15 protein-coding genes are annotated in these 17404 nt (G+C 55.5%); 11 read left to right on the top strand and 4 right to left on the bottom strand.

Features of this window, described 5'->3' with window-relative positions:
* Positions 1 to 82 precede the first annotated feature (82 nt).
* Entirely contained in the window at positions 83 to 883 is an 801-nt protein-coding gene (locus M2368_RS17125; RefSeq protein WP_133834558.1) for a hypothetical protein, read from the bottom strand.
* A gap of 175 nt (positions 884 to 1058) precedes the next feature.
* On the opposite strand from M2368_RS17125, the gene M2368_RS17120 reads away from it, so the two are divergent.
* The 7 genes from M2368_RS17120 to M2368_RS17090 all read left to right on the top strand — a co-directional run bounded on the left by M2368_RS17120 (position 1059) and on the right by M2368_RS17090 (position 8205).
* Entirely contained in the window at positions 1059 to 2870 is a 1812-nt protein-coding gene (locus M2368_RS17120) for a hypothetical protein (protein ID WP_133834557.1), read from the top strand.
* Complete coding sequence (locus M2368_RS17115; protein ID WP_133834556.1) at positions 2871 to 3095, top strand: hypothetical protein; 225 nt, start codon at positions 2871 to 2873, stop codon at positions 3093 to 3095.
* A 142-nt stretch (positions 3096 to 3237) separates the two neighbouring features.
* Positions 3238 to 6255, top strand: a complete 3018-nt coding sequence (locus tag M2368_RS17110) for a LysM peptidoglycan-binding domain-containing protein (protein ID WP_166650832.1) — start codon at positions 3238 to 3240, stop codon at positions 6253 to 6255.
* Positions 6245 to 6883 carry a prepilin peptidase gene (locus tag M2368_RS17105; protein ID WP_133834554.1) on the top strand — a complete coding sequence of 213 codons (639 nt, stop codon included), beginning with the start codon at positions 6245 to 6247 and terminating at the stop codon, positions 6881 to 6883. Before M2368_RS17110 ends, M2368_RS17105 begins: the two co-directional genes overlap by 11 nt.
* Before the next feature lie 15 nt (positions 6884 to 6898).
* Complete coding sequence (locus tag M2368_RS17100) at positions 6899 to 7135, top strand: DUF3263 domain-containing protein (protein WP_133834553.1); 237 nt, start codon at positions 6899 to 6901, stop codon at positions 7133 to 7135.
* A 108-nt stretch (positions 7136 to 7243) separates the two neighbouring features.
* The gene (locus M2368_RS17095) at positions 7244 to 7906 is read left to right on the top strand and encodes a hypothetical protein (protein ID WP_133834552.1); all 663 of its coding nucleotides are present in this window, start codon (positions 7244 to 7246) and stop codon (positions 7904 to 7906) included.
* A 41-nt stretch (positions 7907 to 7947) separates the two neighbouring features.
* Positions 7948 to 8205 carry a glutaredoxin family protein gene (locus M2368_RS17090; RefSeq protein ID WP_133834551.1) on the top strand — a complete coding sequence of 86 codons (258 nt, stop codon included), beginning with the start codon at positions 7948 to 7950 and terminating at the stop codon, positions 8203 to 8205.
* 804 nt (positions 8206 to 9009) lie between these two features.
* Here the strand turns inward: M2368_RS17090 and M2368_RS17085 are convergent.
* Positions 9010 to 9996, bottom strand: coding sequence for a hypothetical protein (locus M2368_RS17085; protein WP_133834550.1), 987 nt, complete (start codon positions 9994 to 9996; stop codon positions 9010 to 9012).
* 451 nt (positions 9997 to 10447) lie between these two features.
* Positions 10448 to 11059, bottom strand: a complete 612-nt coding sequence (locus tag M2368_RS17080; protein WP_133834549.1) for a hypothetical protein — start codon at positions 11057 to 11059, stop codon at positions 10448 to 10450.
* A 358-nt stretch (positions 11060 to 11417) separates the two neighbouring features.
* Between M2368_RS17080 and M2368_RS17075 the strand changes: the two genes are divergently transcribed.
* Genes M2368_RS17075 through M2368_RS17060 form a run of 4 tightly spaced genes read left to right on the top strand, consistent with a single transcriptional unit; the run spans position 11418 to position 16555 of the window.
* Positions 11418 to 12764 carry an MFS transporter gene (locus M2368_RS17075; RefSeq protein ID WP_133834548.1) on the top strand — a complete coding sequence of 449 codons (1347 nt, stop codon included), beginning with the start codon at positions 11418 to 11420 and terminating at the stop codon, positions 12762 to 12764.
* Positions 12765 to 12797: 33 nt separating this feature from the next.
* The gene (locus tag M2368_RS17070; protein ID WP_133834547.1) at positions 12798 to 13637 is read left to right on the top strand and encodes a class II fructose-bisphosphate aldolase; all 840 of its coding nucleotides are present in this window, start codon (positions 12798 to 12800) and stop codon (positions 13635 to 13637) included.
* Positions 13638 to 13652: 15 nt separating this feature from the next.
* Positions 13653 to 15098 (top strand): FGGY-family carbohydrate kinase, encoded by a 1446-nt coding sequence (locus M2368_RS17065; protein WP_166650829.1) that lies wholly within the window; start codon positions 13653 to 13655, stop codon positions 15096 to 15098.
* Positions 15095 to 16555 (top strand): FGGY family carbohydrate kinase, encoded by a 1461-nt coding sequence (locus tag M2368_RS17060; protein WP_133834545.1) that lies wholly within the window; start codon positions 15095 to 15097, stop codon positions 16553 to 16555. Before M2368_RS17065 ends, M2368_RS17060 begins: the two co-directional genes overlap by 4 nt.
* Before the next feature lie 68 nt (positions 16556 to 16623).
* On the opposite strand, the gene M2368_RS17055 is transcribed toward M2368_RS17060, so the two are convergent.
* On the bottom strand, positions 16624 to 17379 hold the full coding sequence (locus M2368_RS17055; RefSeq protein ID WP_133834544.1) for a GntR family transcriptional regulator: 756 nt from the start codon (positions 17377 to 17379) through the stop codon (positions 16624 to 16626).
* Between the last annotated feature and the right edge of the window lie 25 nt (positions 17380 to 17404).

Below are 17404 nucleotides of genomic sequence, written 5' to 3'. Positions count from 1 at the left end.
TAGCGCCGGTAGGGTGTTGTTTGTGGGTCTGGTCTGGAATTGCTTGATGGGGGAGCAGTTCTAGACCAGACCTTTTGTGTTTCTATGTAGTTGGTGGCATTGAGTGGCGTGCCATGAGTTCGCCGGCATGGTTGTAGCAGGCGAGGCGGGCGTCTGTGCCGATGTCGCTGCCGCTGCGCTCCACGCGGGCTTTCGCTTCTTCCATGCAGTCTGGGGCTGTGCATGTGGCGTCTGATGGGCCGATGAACATGGCGTCGATTTTGAAGCCAGCGCTGATGCCGGCTGCCCTGAACTTATTGAGGGGTTCGGCCCAGGTTTTTGGCCAGTAGTCGTCGGTTGAAACTGCTGTGTTGGGGAAGAATCGATGGGCGGTGGCGATGGCTGTTGCGCGGGAGGTGTGCCAGGCATCATTGACCTTGTCTGGAGCTTTAAAGATGAGATTGGGAGTATATGGGTTCCATACTGGGTCATCTTCGGGGTCTAGGAGGTGAATTGCCCAGGTGTCTGGGCTCATCAGATGCACCAGGCCTATGAATTGTCCGTTGGGTGCCCAGATGATTTCGCGTTGGGTGTCGGGGAGGATGCTTGTAGTGCGGAGCATTGATGCTCTGTTGATTAGGAGCCATCCTTCAGGAATCCATTTATAGATTTCGGTGACTTCTTCTTCGTTGCATTCGTTGGCTCTTGTCTCGAAGAAGAGGTTGAGGGCGGCTGAGGTCTTACGGATGCCTTGAAAGTCGCGGGTTTCATTGGGGTTTGTGACGCTACGAATTCCGACAGCCCACCGGGAGAGGAAGCTGTCTTTGAAATGGTGCCAGGCCCCGTTGCCGTCCGCTGTCATCAGACCGATCTCGGGCAGCTTGGTCAAAGTTGGTTCGGGCATGATTGTCCTCTCGCTTTGGTTGCTTCATTTCAGCGTATCGATTGGCTCCTACTGTTAGGGATCTAATAATCACCAAACTTAACTAAAATTTTTTTTAGCCGATATTGATTAGCGGTGAATCTTTTAGATACTGTGGAGAGTGATACGGAAAACGCACCTGCCGGAAGGTAAAGCAATGGGCTTGTTCTCACGCAAGAAAATGGCCACCAAGCTGGAAGTCAGCATCGGACGTGTGTCCCAACTGGCATCGACAGGTGCACTCATTGAGCCGATGGAAGACGATGAGAGCGGACACAAGGGATGGCCAGCAACGTATGTCGAGGAAGTAGCCGGCCGAAAGAAAGGCCGCTCCACTTCACGCAGCATCTACAGCTTTGCCCCAGCAACATCACCCGCGATCCGAGAGACCGACGGCATCATTGAGAACCCTGAAACCCATGAACAGGCTTGGGTGCAATTCTTCAAAACCAATTCAGGACACATCGGGGTGATCACGCCACTTCAAAGGACCAAAGAAGTCGCCCCACCACCATATAAACCGGTTCTGCAACGCGTGCCCCTCTACTCCGAGCTTGGAAGTAGTGAACTGGCCCTGATGACCAACGCTGTTTCATTACTCAACGAGTTGACTATCTATGACGTTGCCTGGGTCTATGTACGACGCGATGACCTCTATGAAGTCGTGATCTCAGAGGCCCCAGCAATTCGGGAGAACAGCCCTCGCTCGTTATGGGAAGTTGACCGCGAGCTCAAAACCGAGAAGGTCTCTCACCAAACGCTGAGCACAAAAATGGGAAGAAAAATTCCCTTGATTGATCTTCCCACGGCCGCTGCAGTCGAAGATTGGAATCGAGCAGACAAAACGCCAATCACCAGAGACCTGGAATGGACACGAAACTTCAACCTGGCGCTCTCCGCTTCAATTCTTACCGGCCTTGAACAAGGCGAACAAACGAAAAGCGGGGCTACAGCAAGAGTAAGAGCTGAGGCGCTTAATCTTGCCGTAGCAAGGCTTGCAGCTGAGATCGAGTGGGGCAGTGCCGGAGCGTGGGCGATTCGCATTCCCAAGGAAAGTCAAGAGCACGTTGAATACATCGTCAAAACTGTGGAGCCTGACCTCAGCATCGAACAAGCAACAGTCAAGCAAAGCAAAGCCGCTGCTCTTACTGCTCCTGCGGCGAAGAGACAAGAATACGCGAACGAGCTCTATGATTTGATCTACTCAAAGTTCGGCAAGTATGGCGACTCTCCTGAAGAGGTCACAGCCTATGCCTTGGGCCTAGGCATCACAGCGCTCTGCGATCTCACGATCGATGAGATCAAAGAAGAAAACCCCGAAAGTCAGCCACGGTTCCCGGTGCGCAATGATCTTCGCAGCTTTGAGAAGCACCAACAACGAATCTTCGAGCGCTACTGTTCAGAACTCCTTGACTTGGACGAGGCGAATTCACCAGAAGCTCGGCAATTACTAGACGTGCTGACGGCAGAAGAACGCCGAATGCTCGTTCGAGGCCATGGGAACTACGAGTTGAAGAAGGACCGTGATGGCAATCCCGTGCTTCTTCAGGCCAAACAGAGGTATGACGATGATCCCTACACCAAAGTTTCGGTAGTTGTCCCAGTGACCATGCACCATCAAACTTCCCGATACGATCATCTCAAGAACTTCGATTACATCGTTATACCCCCGTATCTACAAGACGGGCCAATATTCATCGTTGTGGACGACGCATTGCATCTAATGCCATTCGCCGAAGGGAATCCAGGTGGATTCACCCATGGCTACCGTGGCATCGGCCCGCAGAAGCTGCAGAAGGCGCTCACCGGTTTCCTGCAGTGGTCACAAGGCGCCCAAATGACTGACGAGGGCAAGGAACGGATTGCCAGCCTCATTGCCAACGCAGCTCAACACAGCGCACTGCAAATCACTCGCGAACAAGTCGTTCGTCCCGGAATGTATGCAGCTTCGTTAGACCAGGAACAGTAGATGAAAAATCAGCGCAAGCTTCCTGAAAATCACCAGTTCCAGCCCTGGCCAACGCAGAACAGCAAGGCACCGTGGCGAGGGACAAATAAATTTTCGCCAACTGTGACCGGTTTTCACCCAGAGAGGGGCTATCCCCTGATGGAAGGCGTTGTTTGCGTTTCACAAGGTGGTACGTCCCCCTTGGTACAAGGATCGAAGATTGAGGTCAACGATGAAATTAGTTAAAGGCCTAGCGGCCCTCATAGTCCTTCTTGGGCTCATTGCGGGTCTGCCATTTGCTCTTTTCGCTGCAGCCGGCAACCCACTAGAACGCCTGCCTGATATCCTTCAGCTAGCATCGCGCCCAGACTACGGGCTCATCATCACGATGAGCACAATTCTCCCGCTACTTGGCTGGGGCTTCTGGCTCTATTTCATGCTCTCAGTGCTTATGGAGTTGCCAGCAGCCATCAAGGGGATCAAAGCCCCACGCATCAAGGGCTTCGGCTCCGCCCAAGGCATCACCGGGGCATTGCTGGCAGCTGTGATCGGCATCTTCGGTATCGCTGGCCCAGCCAACGCCGCCACTGTAGACACCTCCATGAGCAGTCACACGGTGATCTCTGCACCGCAACAATCCGGCAATGTCACCATCGACCAAAAGGCAGCTGCGACCGCAGCACAGAAAACCGACGGCCCGGAAACGTTCAAACACACTGTCCAATCAGGCGATACGCTCTGGGGACTGGCAGAAAAGCACCTCGGTGACGGCGCAAAGTACAAGAAGATCCTGGACTGCAACCCAGGCATCACCGACGCCGACGAGATCTACGCCGGCACCACCATCAACATCCCCAAGATCAAAGCGTCCACTGCGAAATCCGCACCGAAACCTGTCAAGACAGCACCCACCAACGAGTCCGTTCAACAGACCCAGAAAGACACCGCAAGCTCCTCTGAGCAAGACCACACCAATAAAGACGTCTCCGAGGCACTCAGCGCTCCAGCACCTGTTGCTACCCCAGAAGTGCAGGCCGCAGACGAAGCTCCCGCTGTTGAAACCTCCGAGGGCGATCAAGCAGATGACAGCTTCATGGGCAATCAGCTGCTCCAGACCGCTACCGGCATTGGTGGCCTGCTCGCAGCAGGAATCCTGGCACTACTAGGCCGCCGCCGCTTGCACCAGCGCCGCATTCGCACCGCAGGGCAACGCACAGAAGCAGTGAGCGAAACAGCCGCGCGAACCGAACGCGAACTACGCGATGTCGAAGACCCGCTAACCCAAGCCACCATCGATGCAGCACTACGCTTCCTCGGATCCTGGGCCAAAGAAAACGGTACGTCCCTCCCCAAGATCTTCTGCCTCCGCGCAGCCACCGGCAGCTTGACGTTCTACCTCTCAGAAGCCGCAGAACTACCTGCGCCGTGGACTAAAGACGACGTCGACGGTACGGTATGGAGCCTAGCTCCTGACGACGTACCAGACGCCGAAGAAGGCAGCGAAGCACCGTACCCGGCCATGGTCACTTTGGGCGAAGACACCAAAAACGCCCAGATCCTCGTCGACGCCGAGTACATCGGCGCCCTCGGCGTGGAAGACCACCACAACGGAACCAGCCACGAAATCCTCACCGCACTGGCCGTAGAGATGGCCTGCAGCCCATGGGCCGAGCAACTGACCCTGAGCCTTTGCGGAGTTGCAGATGACCTCCCATCAGCCCTCGGCACCGGACGAGTCACCAGCTACGAGAACATCCCAGAACTGCTGACCATGCTGGAAGGCAAAGCAGCTGACGTCAAAGCTGCCATGGAAGCCGCCGGTACCGAAACCATGCATCAAGCAAGGGTGCTCTCTGGACAATCCTGGATGCCAGAAATAGTCCTACTGGGAATTGAACCCACCGACCGGCAGCGTCACCAACTACTGAACCTCGTTGGCCAGATCCCGCGCCTGGGCATCGCAGCGATCACTGCAGGCTTCACCATGGGCGACTGGAAGTTCAATGTCGACGATGACGGCTATGCCACCCTCGACCCCTTGGGTCTGTCGCTGAAACCACAGAAGCTTGACCAAGAACAACAGCAAGCTGTGATGGAACTGCTGGCCAAGAGCAGCAAGCAGCCACAAGCACCAGCAAACGGTACGTCCCCTCAGAAGGAATTCAACGACGAAGAGTTCGTCGTTGAGCTTCGCGCCGTCCCCGAAACAAATGAAACGCTCGTTGAGCCTGGGACAACTGGCCAAGCAGAGCCGGAACAGCAGGAGGTGCCTGCAGAACCAGTTGGCTCCGAACAGCCGGAAGAAGAGGCCTCCTCACCTCAGATCGAAGCAACCGATGCCATCGCACAGGAACACGAAGCTACCGAAACGATTGCGTCTGCAGCCGACGAAAACGCGGAAAGTCCAGATAGCTCACTAGAGCCAGAGGCTCTAGATGCTGCTGGCGCAGAAGACGCGCAGACTACCGTCAGTGACGAAGCCAAACCAAGCCTGGAGATCGTCAAAGACCAGGAGCCTGCAGCTGTTCCCGCAGACGGTATGTCCCCTGTAAACAGCGACGAGCTCGATAACCCTGAAGCTGAGCTGGATTCAGAAGCCCAGCAGCTATTGGCATCCCTCGCTGAAGAAAAGGTCCCAATGATCCGTCTTCTGGGCACCGTCGATGTCCTCAATACACGGGGCAAAATGCCGCTTTCGCCAAATAGTGGAAAAGAATCACCAGGTACTGCAGCCCGCTGCATCTCACTACTGGCCTATTTGGCCATGAATCCAGGGGCAACCACCGAGCAGTACAACGAAGCCTTCTGGCCAGGAACACAACCTTCAGGAGCCAAAGGCGCGCAGAACCGCAACAAGCTGGCCAACCTCACCCGTGACTATCTTGGCCAGGATGAAGATGGCACCATGCTCTTCCCGCACGCCCGCAACGAGCGATACAGCCTCGACGAACGAGTGATGTGCGACTGGACTATTTTCACCAAGCTCATTGGGAACAACGTCTACACCGTTTCCCTGCCTCGACTCATCGCCGCCATAAAGCTGGTCCGCGGTGCACCATTCGAAGGGATCCGCCCGAAGAACTACCTCTGGAACACTGAGCTGCACACCGAAATGATTGAACTGATCACGGAAGCAGCGCACGAACTAGTAGACCGCGCCATGGCCATGAAGAACCCAAAGCTTGCCCGCCTCGGAGCCACCGTCGGTCGTATCGTCGACCCTGCCAACGAGCAGGCCTGGCGAGATGCGTTGAACGCCGAGTACATCGCCAAGAACCGCAACGCGGTACAAGAAATCGCTGACAAGTTGCAGGACTACCTGGGCGCCTACGGAGATGACGACGAGCCAGCTGACGAGACTCAAGAGCTGATCAACCAGCTGCGAGAGGTCGGATATGTCGCCTAACCCCGGAACCCCAGGCACCAGCCGTGGTGCGGTGGCCTTCATGAAAGCAGAAGCAGCGCGCATGAAGGCCAGCGATGGTATGTCCCCGGCCGTAAGCATTCCCATCAGCGTTGCCTGCACACTGCTCCTGGTACTGCTGATGCAACAGACCATCCTGCTGTACCAAATGCCGGCCATGGCACTATCGCTAGTTTTCGGTGCACTGGTCAGCATCAAAGACCTCAAACAGCGGCGGGTCCCAGATGCCTACACTCTGCCTTGGACCGCAGGGCTCCTGGCAGCCTTAGCCATGGTCATCGTCATAGTGCCCCAAGGATGGTCTATTGCCGGGCAAACCCTGGCTCTTACCGGCGTACATGTCGGCTTCTACGGCCTGCTGCTTCTCGGCAAGGCCACCAGCATGGGGGACCTCAAGCTCAGCTTGCCACTCGGCCTGCTCCTAGCTCCCTTAGGCCTCGGTCCCATGATTTGGGCTGTCGCCCTGGCCGGAATCACCGGGCTGATCCACGGCTTGGTACTCAAACGCCAAGGCCAAAGCTCCTATCCGGCAGCTCCCCATATGGTAGTTGCCGCCCTACTCGTTTCCACTCTGGCGATCCTCGCCGAGCTTTCTCAAGTACTTCTCTAACCCAAGGACGAGACCATGGACAATGAAGAGCAGCACCTAGACGAGCTATCCCAAAAAATCCTGGACTTCGAAACCAAGCACTGGAAATACGCGGGCGCCAAAGAAGCGGCTATTACCGAACAGTTGGGCCTGCAGCCAACGCACTACTACCAACTGCTCAACCGCCTTATTGAATCAGACCAAGCCCTGGCCCATAATCCCATGCTGATCAAGCAGCTTCGCGGTAAACGCAGCACCAGGCGCCGACTGTAGTTCAAGTAAAGCTGGCTCATACAGGAACCCCCATGGCTGAAATGCCACCCGTTGGCGACCGGCAAGCTAAGCCACCACCAATCAACGAATTCCGGAAAGATGAGATTCATGAGTTCCCCAGCAACTGGCCGTTCCCGTACCGTCAACGAGATCTCCAAAACTCCGTGGTGGTATGTCCCCGGTGCTGCAGGAATCATGGCGGCAGCCTTCTCCCGGCACGAGCCAGGAGCAGGAATGATGCGCGTGATCACCTACCCGGTTTACCTTTCCCTTGCCTTCGGAGCGAAGCTTCGTGGACGGCTCTATCAGCAGAATCATGCGGTAGGGATCGTCAATGACCTCAAGCCATCGGCGGCCCATAGGCTAGCCGACATGCTCGGCCTTCTAATCGTTTTGATCTCACCTTTCTTGGCGGCTTCGCTCATTGATCCTTTCGGTATCTGGTGGGGCCTGGCACTGGCCTATGCTTTCGTGCCGGTCCTTGCCGTCCGTCGGCAGGGGAGCAGGAGCGCTGAACGGGAAATGAGCCGGAAGAAGCTCGCTAAAGATCTTGGACCGACTGGTGTTGAACTCAGCTGCATTGCCCGCGGAAAAAAGTCGGCTTCTGGTGACGGAAAACTTCTCATCCAGGGGCTAGCTCATCAATACCAGCAGAACCATACTGTGGGGTTGGTTGCTCATACTGACAAGCACCTGACGTTGTATGCGCTCATGGGATTCAAACGCATTGGAACCACGCTGGCCATGAAATATCCAGCTGCAGGGGAGTAGCGACAACTACGATACGTCCCCTCTAAAAGAAGGGGACGACCATGCTAGAGCTATTCTCGAAACCACACTGCGGCCCATGCACCGGAATAAAAAACTACCTGGAGAGCCGCAACGCCGATTTCAAGATCCACGACGTTACCGCTGAGCCGGACGCACTCGAACGCCTGAAAGACCTCGGCTACATCCAAACCCCTGTCGTCTTCGATACCCATACAGGCGATCACTGGTACGGATTCGACCCCACCAAGATCGACGCGGCCATCACAGCAGCGAACGCCCTGGAATTATCGGTTCATTAGACGGCCAGGTCCCCACAGACATGAGCTAACTGAGGGTGGCAGTCGCTGGAAACCTCACCTTATTAACCCGCCATCTTGTCGGAGGAAGAAACTTATCAGCGCAGCCGGTTATAAGGCAACAACCTTCACTCGATGAGAGCGCATGAAACAGGAAAGATTCCTGTTTTACCCGAAGGCAGATATACGGAGCCTAGGGGATGGGTAGCGGTTGAATGTCGACATTCGTGGTTCGGGGCTGGCGCGATTGTCGAGCTTCCGTAGGAGGAAGGCGAGAACGAGTCAGTAGCCGAACTTCTCGCCCACTTGCTTACGAGCGCAGGTAATAACGGATAGGTTTTCTGCTGCAGTGACTAGCGAATCAGTCAGAACAAGGGGAATGGATAGGTTCAGGACCTTCAACCGTTGGTTCCTAAACCGTTATGTCGAGTCCAAACCAATATCCCGATCCTGAATCATCGCATGAAACAGATCAGAATATTAATACCGAAAAAGTGCCTATGATTACAGGAAGACTTAGGACCAATGAAAGTAACATGGCATATTCAGATAACCGATGGTTCCTGGGGAGGGAATCCTTGAAATCTCGCGAAATCAAAAATGACACGAGAAGTCCGATCGGAGGGATTGCGACGGCGAGGACAAATAGGAGTACAGTACGGAACCTTACAAACTCCACTGAACTGGTCGAGTCAATGATAATCACCTATCCCTAAGAACCTTAGACATACCCTTGTAAAGTATGTGGCACTTCGAAAGTATACCAACAACTAGGCCCCTAACGCCCGGCCAGTATTAGGCTGTAAACTATGTATCTCGTTTCATGTTTTTCAGTTGTTTGCCCGAAGTGATAATAAAACAGAGAATTAACGAACAGCTGATACCCAAATAAAATGTCTGCAAGATATTGGTCACCCCTATGGCAAAGTCGTAAAAGACAAAGCCCATTAAAGGCGAAACTGCAGAAAGTATTGAAAATGCAAGTATAAGAGCGAAAAGTTGAATCAAAAATATTTCAATAACTGCAACGATCGTTGATTCGTGCCTTCTGAATCCCAAAGTCATATACAAGAAGAACTCGTGCCGACGAATAAAAATACATAAACTGGCAATCAAGCCAGTCAAGACCCCGGCAGCTACCCAATAATATTGTGATTGCCTTTGGCTCCAACGCTTTTCGATACTTTCAATATCAGTATCAGAAACTTTTTCAAGGGATAGACTTTCGATCTCATGAAAAAACGAACTTAATAACGGGATAACTTTCGTTTGCATTGCTGGAGAAATCTTTATCCAACATTCGGCTACATCTGACGTAGACCTGTACTCTTGGAATACCCACCTGTTCATACCCTCAGAAATAGGTGTAGAGGTCACTCTGTTCAGAGCCTGGGGTTCCCTGTCGCCAGGGAACTTGATCTTCGTCTCGCCAATTTCTTTGATAAGCTCCTCTGTCACCGTATATTTAGTTGCAGGATCAAAATGCTTTTCAAAAACAATTAACATGAAATTTCCGTCTACTTTAGAGACGGTTAGCAAGGTTCCAGGTGCCTTATTGGAAGGCAAAGATTCCTTTTTATATAACATGCCAACTGTTTCGACACCTGAAATATTTTCCGTTCTCTTGCATAGTTCATTGTCTATTCCGCCATCTGCGCGTGCGACAACAATTCCAGCACCTGAGCTAATTGCGACTTCAATTTCAGTGCGATATGTGCGAGCAGCTAATGATTCAGTTAAACATACCCCAAACAAGATTGAAGATAATAGAATTTTCGAATAAGTTGAGACCATTCTGTAATAATCATTGAACTGACGACAACTTGCCCTTGTTCCTTTCTTGCCCGAATCCTGGCAACTGTTACGAATACCGGAAATTCATTCCGTTCGCTTCAGTATCTTCGCAGCACAATGGTCACCGTTAGACTATTTTCCGTTCCTTCACTGTTCAGACATGTTTCAGATCGATGATCAGTAACTTCATGTTCTACCGTCAGTTTTGGCATTTTCGATCCGGTAACCGGTGCCGCGAAAATGGAATCAAGTCATAATATGAGGCTATAGAGGGCCTGTAGGTCAAAAGTGAGTTCGTTTCAGGCAAGAAAAAGCGCCCCGGAGAAGAGGTTGATTGTCAGATCATTCCTCGCAGCTTCACCACAAAGGGAAGCCTCGCGAACGGGGCGCTTTCATATAAATTGTAACAGGCTAGAAGCCTTGCAGGCAGGCCAAACTGGTATGTCCCCGACTATTTACCTGCCAGCAATTGCTGAATGCGTTGGGGAGTCATTCCCATCGCAGCAGCGATCTCATTGTTTCTCCAACCGGCCTTGACCAAGCCCCGAATTCCTTCCAACCGATGCTGCTCCGCCTTCAGGCGTGTAGCTTCTGCCTCGACTGCGAGCTGGCGCCCTGTCTCGAAGTGCGCAGCTTGTTCAGCGGGGAATTCAACGGTGACGTCGACAACCAGTTCTTCTAGCTCGATCCCTAGTTTTTCCGCAGCTTTCATGCGACTCAAGGACCAAGCCCGCTGTAAGGTGTTGGCCTCTACCAGGATGGATGGATCTTCAACGGAAACAGTCCACCCGTTGCCATTGGTAGTCCTGACCGCTGTTCCGGCCACGTGCGTCTGCGCATCGGTATCTTCTGGAACCGAAGTCCGCTCAGACGCTGGAAGCGGCTTCCCGTTCTTTATCCAGGCTGCAAGCTTCTGCGGGCTGTACCGGCGAGCGCGTTCGCCTGGTTCTGGTGGGGTGCGTAGGTCGAGGTTGGTGCCGTTGAGTTGGGACATGAGGTAGCGGAAGTAGGCGGGTTTGATGCCTGCTTTGTCGGCTGCTTGTTCGAGGGTGAGTCCGCGCATGGGGTTGTCCTTGGGTGAGGTTGATCTGACCTTCCTAATTGTAGCAAATTGTATTTTACTAAATTCCGACGATGGTTGGTTGGTTAATGTTGCCTACAAAGGTGTGGCCCTGTGTGGGTTTGCGGGTCGATGTCATGCGATGAACCTGATGGTTGTTTTGGCGCTGTTCGTTTCGATTGTGTGGTCGTGGTTTGGTTGGCGGAGAGGGTTTGTGTGCGGCTCAATTTGGGAGTGTTGCGCGTCTCATTATTCTGGTACAGTCTGTACATACCAGCCAGGCAAGAGTTGTGCGATCTGTCCGGCTTCCTGCCGTCAAGGCCACACTCGCGGATTACCGCTCGGGATCAGAAGGAATCGCATGTCTTCAACGACGAATTCGGGCTCTTATCAGCCCTCTCAGGGGCTCATTGAAAAACTGGGCCTGCCTCGGCCGCTTGTCTGGGGCTTCGTAGGCCTACTCCTCTTCATGATTGGCGATGGAGTGGAGTCAGGGTACATCGCTCCGTACCTTGCTGCCCACGGAGCCGGGTCGGAAACCAACGCGGCAGTCATCATCTCCGTCTACGGACTCATGGTCACTCTGGGTTCTTGGCTCTCCGGAGCATTGTCGGACGTCTGGGGTCCCCGGCGGGTAATGCTGATCGGCCTGGCGTTATGGGCCGCACTCCAGGTTGTTTTCCTGGCTGTCGCACTGCCCGCCGAGAATTTCACGCTTATGCTCGTTGTTTACGGGCTTCGCGGTATTGCCTACCCGCTTTTCGCCTACGGCTTCCTGGTATGGGTTCTTGGCGCAAGCCCTGCAAACCGCCTCGGCTCCGCAGTGGGATGGTTCTATTTCGCCTTTACCGGCGGCCTGCCCACGCTGGGTTCCCTGGTCGCCAGCGGAACCGAGCCCTTGATCGGCCAGTACCTGACGTTCTGGGTCTCCTTGGGATTGGTCATCCTCGGCGGCATCGTTTCGCTGGTCGGGCTTCGCAAAGCGCAGGGCGGCGAACGGCTCGTTCCGCAGGACGTCACTGTCGGACGCAGCCTCGTCAACAGCGTCGCCATCGCATTCACCAACCCGCGAGTCGGCCTCGGCTGCCTGGTTCGTGTCGTCAATACCGCACCGCAATTTGGCCTGTTCGTCTTCTTCCCGGCGGTGTTCGCCGATGATCTGGGCTTCGGAACTTCAGGATGGCTCCAGCTCGTCTTCATCCTGGGCGCAGCCAACATCTTCGCAAACCTGTTCTTCGGGGTGCTCAGCGACAAGCTCGGCTGGCACCGGACGCTGCGCTGGTTTGGCTGCATCGGCTCAGCCGTCGCTGTCACGCTGTTCTACTTCCTCCCGCAATATGTCAACGACGATTATTGGGTCGCAGCGCTCTGCTCCGCGCTCTTCGGTATTACCTTGGCTGGATTCACCCCGATCTCCGTGCTGATGTCCCTCATGGCACCCGGCCAGAAGGGCAATGCCATTGCGGTGCTCAACCTCGGAGCAGGCGCCGCGACGTTCGTTGGACCGCTGATCGTCGCGATCTTCCTGGCACCGCTCGGTGCCGGTGGAGTCACCATCATCTTTGCAGCGCTCTATGTCCTCGCTGGCATCTCGGTTCGCTGGCTCCAGGTACCGGATGAGGCGCAGAAGGCCGTGGAGCAGGGCCTGGCACTCGACGACCTGACAGATGTCGAATCCGCGAACACCGGACACACCAAGAACTCCTAACCCGAAACACCGACCCGAAAGGATCATGAATCCATGCCACTAGTCAGCGGACATGAAGTCATCGCGAAATGCACCGAGGAAAAGTTGGTTGCCGGCGCATTCAACACCACCAACATCGAAACAACCATGGGAATCGTCGAAGCCATCGAGCGCACAGGCGTCCCGACCTTCATCCAGGTCGCTCCGACCAATGCCGTCCTCTCGGGCTTCGACTACATCTACGACATGGTCAGCCGACGCCTTGCAGACTGCCCGGTTCCGGTCGCTTTGCACTTGGATCACGGCAAATCGATCCAGCCCGTCAAGGATGCCCTGGCGGCAAAGTTCACTTCCATCATGATCGACGCTTCTGAAGAGCCCTATGAAGAGAACGTACGCGTTTCCCAAATCGCTCGAGACCTGTGCGGTCCGGAGATCTCCCTAGAAGCAGAACTCGGGAGCATCGGCGGCAAGGAAGACGACCATGGGCCAGAAATCGCTAATTCAACCGACCCTTCGCAGGTCGCTGACTTCATTGCCAAAGTTGGTTGCGACATGCTGGCAGTCTCCGTCGGAAATGTCCACGGATACTCCCCGGATGCACGCATCGATTTCGATTTGCTGAGCAAGGTTCGAGAAGCAAGCTCGGTCCCACTGGTCATCCACGGCGGCTCAGGCCTGCCAGAAGAACAGCTGGCCCGCCTCGGCGAGTTCGGCGTCGTGAAGGTCAATGTAGCCAGCGACTTGCGCAATGCCATGATCCGCAGCTTTGGCGAGGCCTACAACGCCAACCCCGATGAAGTATCCCTGATTCGAGTATCGAAGCAGTCAGTAAACGCCATTGCCGACGTTGTCGAACGCCGTATTCGGATGTTCAACCCGTCAGTGAACTAGTCAAGGAGAACCTTGGTGCTCGGTACCATCACCATTGACATCGGAACCACCAGTGTCAAGCTTTGCCTCTTCCGTCCCGACGGCGGACTTGCCCTCGTACGCCGGGCGGCGACCCCCACCGTCAATGATGAATTCGGAGAGATCTACGACGCAGCAGAGCTGCTGTCCGTCATCCATTCATTCATTCGCCAGCTGGAGCCCCAGCAACGTGAATCAGTGCAGCGTATTGCCATCACGGGGGTCGGCGAATCCGGTGGACTTGTTGACGAAGATATCGCGCTGGTATCCCCAATGGTGCTTTGGCATGACCAAAGAGGTACCGAGTACCTGGCGAAGCTCAGCAAGGAACAGCGAGCCCGGGTCTACCGCGTAACAGGCCTGCCGGTCAACGGAAACTACGGCATCTCAAAAACTGCCTGGACTGCCAACCGGGCCGGAGACGCAGCGGAAGCAAGCTACTGGCTCAACATAGCTGAATACGTCGCAGCAACCATGACCGGCACGCGCTGGTCCGAGCTCTCGCTGGCCAGCAGAACCATGGCCTTGGACCTGACCAGCAAAACCTGGTCGGCTGAGGTGTGCCAGGACTTTGGTTTGCACACCTCCAATTTCCCACCCCTTGCGCCTGCGAAAATCGGGCATGAGATCACCTCGGCATTTGCCGCTGAAGTAGGCCTGGACCCGGAAACGCGCGTACATGTCGCCGGGCACGACCACATGGTCGGAGCTGTCGGTGCCTCACTCCAGCCAGGCGAACTGCTCAATTCGACTGGGACCACCGAGGGGCTGCTGATGCTGCGCGACCAGCCACGCCTTGACAAAGATGCAGAGCACGCCAAATTGGCCAACGGGATTTCGTGCACCGGGGACCACTACACCCTCTTCGCTTCGATCCCTACCGGCGGATCCGCATTCGCGACCTTGCAGAAGCTCTTGGACACTACCGCGATCACGCTCAATGGAGTCCTCGAAGATCTCCACGAGAAGTACGTATCGGGCGTTATCGACCTCGGCCACATCCCCCTGGTCCTCCCGCAGTTCAGAGGCAGTCCACCTCCAACCAAGAACTCGGGCGCTACAGCTGTTATCTCAGGCCTGGGGAACAACAGCACCATGGAACAGCTCGTCTTCGGAACCTTCTTGGGCATGGTGGCTCAGTTCCACGATGTCCTTGCCCTATTCGACGAGCCAGTTGATCGAGTGAAAGTCATTGGCCCGGCCAGCGGGAATATGCTCTGGCTCCAGTTGAAAGCTGATTACCTCGGAGTTCCGCTGGCAGTCTCCCGATTCCCCGAAGTCGTATCTCGCGGCGCCCAAGTCCTTGCTTCGGGCTCGCCCATCAGCTGGTACGAGAATGACGTCTTCGAGATCCACCCGAACCTCGAACGCCATACGCAGCTCATGAAATGGCGTGCTGATAATTCAGCCAAGTGGGAATACATGAAGGGATTCCCCGCATGAGTGCCATCAGGGTCACCGACAGCGACCACGCCTCGAACGCCACACTGATAGCCGGTATCGACTCTTCGACCCAAAGCTGCAAAGTCACCGTGAGGGATCTCGCAACAGGAAAGCAGGTCCGCTGGGGCAAGGCCTCCCACCCTTCGTCAACGATCGTCGATCCAGAAGTATGGTGGGAAGCGCTCCTCACCGCGGTTCGCCGCGCCGGAGGCTTCTCGGATGTCTCCGCGATATCAATTAGCGGGCAGCAGCACACGCCGATCTTCCTTGACGTCAACGGAAGCGTGACCACAGATTCTCCTTTATGGAATGATCTCGGCTCCCACAGCCATATGGTTGCACTCAACGATGAACTGGGGAAAGACGAATGGATCAAGCGCACCGGCTTGCCTATTACCCTCTCCGATACCGTTTCCAAGCTGCGCTGGCTGAAAGATGAGCGTCCCGACGCTGCCGACCGCACCTTTGCAGTAGCCGTGGTGCATGACTGGCTCTCCTGGCGGCTCATGGGCGAGGGACCAGGAGGAAATCTCGCCCGCCTGATGACCGACCGCTCCGAAGCAAGCGGCACCGGTTATTGGTCTCCCGACAACGGGGATTACTGCCTGGATCTGGTCAAGCATGCCCTGGGCAAGGAAGTGCTCTTGCCAAAGATCCTTGGGCCCACAGACGTTGCAGGCGTCACCGGGCGTGGAATCCCGGGGATCCCGGAGGGCATTCCCATTGGCGTGGGCAGCGGCGACAACGCAGCCGCAGCGCTCTCCCTGGGCATCAATAATGGCGATGTCGTCATGTCTCTGGGTACTTCAGGGGTGGTCTATACACGATCCGATAAATCAGTGCACGACCTCAACGGCTACGTCTGCAACTACGCCGATGCCACAGGCAAGCACCTGCCGCTGGTTGCGACATTCAATGCCGCAAGAAATTTCGAGGCCGGTGCCGCGCTCTTGAACTGCAGCTACACCGAGCTATCAGAGCTCGCCTTGCAGGCCAATCCCGGTGCGGGCGGCTTGACGCTGCTGCCCTTCTTCGAAGGCGAGCGGACCCCCGATCTGCCAACGGCCCGTGCTTCACTGCACGATGCGACGCTCGGGAATTTCACGCGGCCGAACTTTGCGCGCGCAATCATCGAAGGAACGCTTGCTAGCCAAGTTGGAATGCTGGATGCCCTCAAGCAGTGCGGATTGGAGTCGCAGCGATTGCTTCTGATCGGCGGTGCGGCGCCTAGCGCCGCAGTGCAGACAGTTCTGTCCCAGCTGGTTGATTTGCCCATGATCATCCCTGAACCGGACGAATATGTGGCCAAAGGTGCCGCAATGCAAGCAGCCGCGGCGCTTGATGGGGAATTCCCCCAATGGCAGGTCGAAGCCGTGCAGCTGCCGCCCATGGCTCATGAGTCCCGGATTCTCGACCAGCATCAAAGTGCAATGGATCGGCTCGGGTACTTGAACTGATTTGTCCATGATGCTGTTGGGGGCTGGGCTCGGCGTGAATCGCCGAGCCCAGCCCCAACAGCGTTTAATTACGCTGCGGCGGTGACGTTGACTTCCAGCGGAACCGTGTCGGTACGGACCCAGGTCTCGAAGTAATCGAAGACCCCATGGGAGCTATCCCAGGACTGCGAGCAGATCCGCAGGACCGGGAACCCAATGGAGACCCGCAGGTGCTTTGCGACGACCTCGGTCGCAGGCAAGGCATGTATCACGCGCTTCGCGCCTGCTATATTCAGGCCTTCACGGCGCAATGCAGCGTTGACAGAACCTGTGCCGTCCAGGACTGCACGGTCTTTGGCGATGAGGGTCCCGATCTCTGCCGGAAACCAGTTCACGCTATAGAGCGCTGGTTCTTGATCCAACGTGCGCGAGCGCTCGATGAAGTACACCTGCTCGTGGGCAGGAAGGCCCAGCGCCTGGGTGACGTGCTCGGCCGGCACGACAAAACCCGAACTGATGACATGGGTTTCTATTCCCGTGCGCCCATGCTGCATCTGGGATTCCAAGAAGCCTTCAGTGTCCTGGACAATCCAGCCCGACGGAGCAGGAGGCAGCGTTGCGAAGACCCCCCTCCGCGCCACTTTGCGCGCGTAGCCTTCGTTTTCCAGCTTCAACAGCGTTTGGCGCACAGTGGCCCTTGCCAAGCCATAATCGCGGCTGAGTTCGAGCTCACTGGGCAGCTTCTCTCCTTGGGGGTATTTGCCCTCGACAATGTGTTCCCGAAGTATGCCGAGAAGTTGCTCGTAGTAAGGAACTGGTGAGCTGCGATCGATTGTGATGGTCACTGAATCCTCCTTGATTCACATGGTA

The sequence above is a fragment of the Arthrobacter sp. JUb119 genome (assembly GCF_024807995.1).
Taxonomy (GTDB): domain Bacteria; phylum Actinomycetota; class Actinomycetes; order Actinomycetales; family Micrococcaceae; genus Glutamicibacter.
The sequence above is the reverse complement of the archived record's forward strand: the minus strand, read 5'-3'. Positions and strand labels throughout refer to the sequence as shown.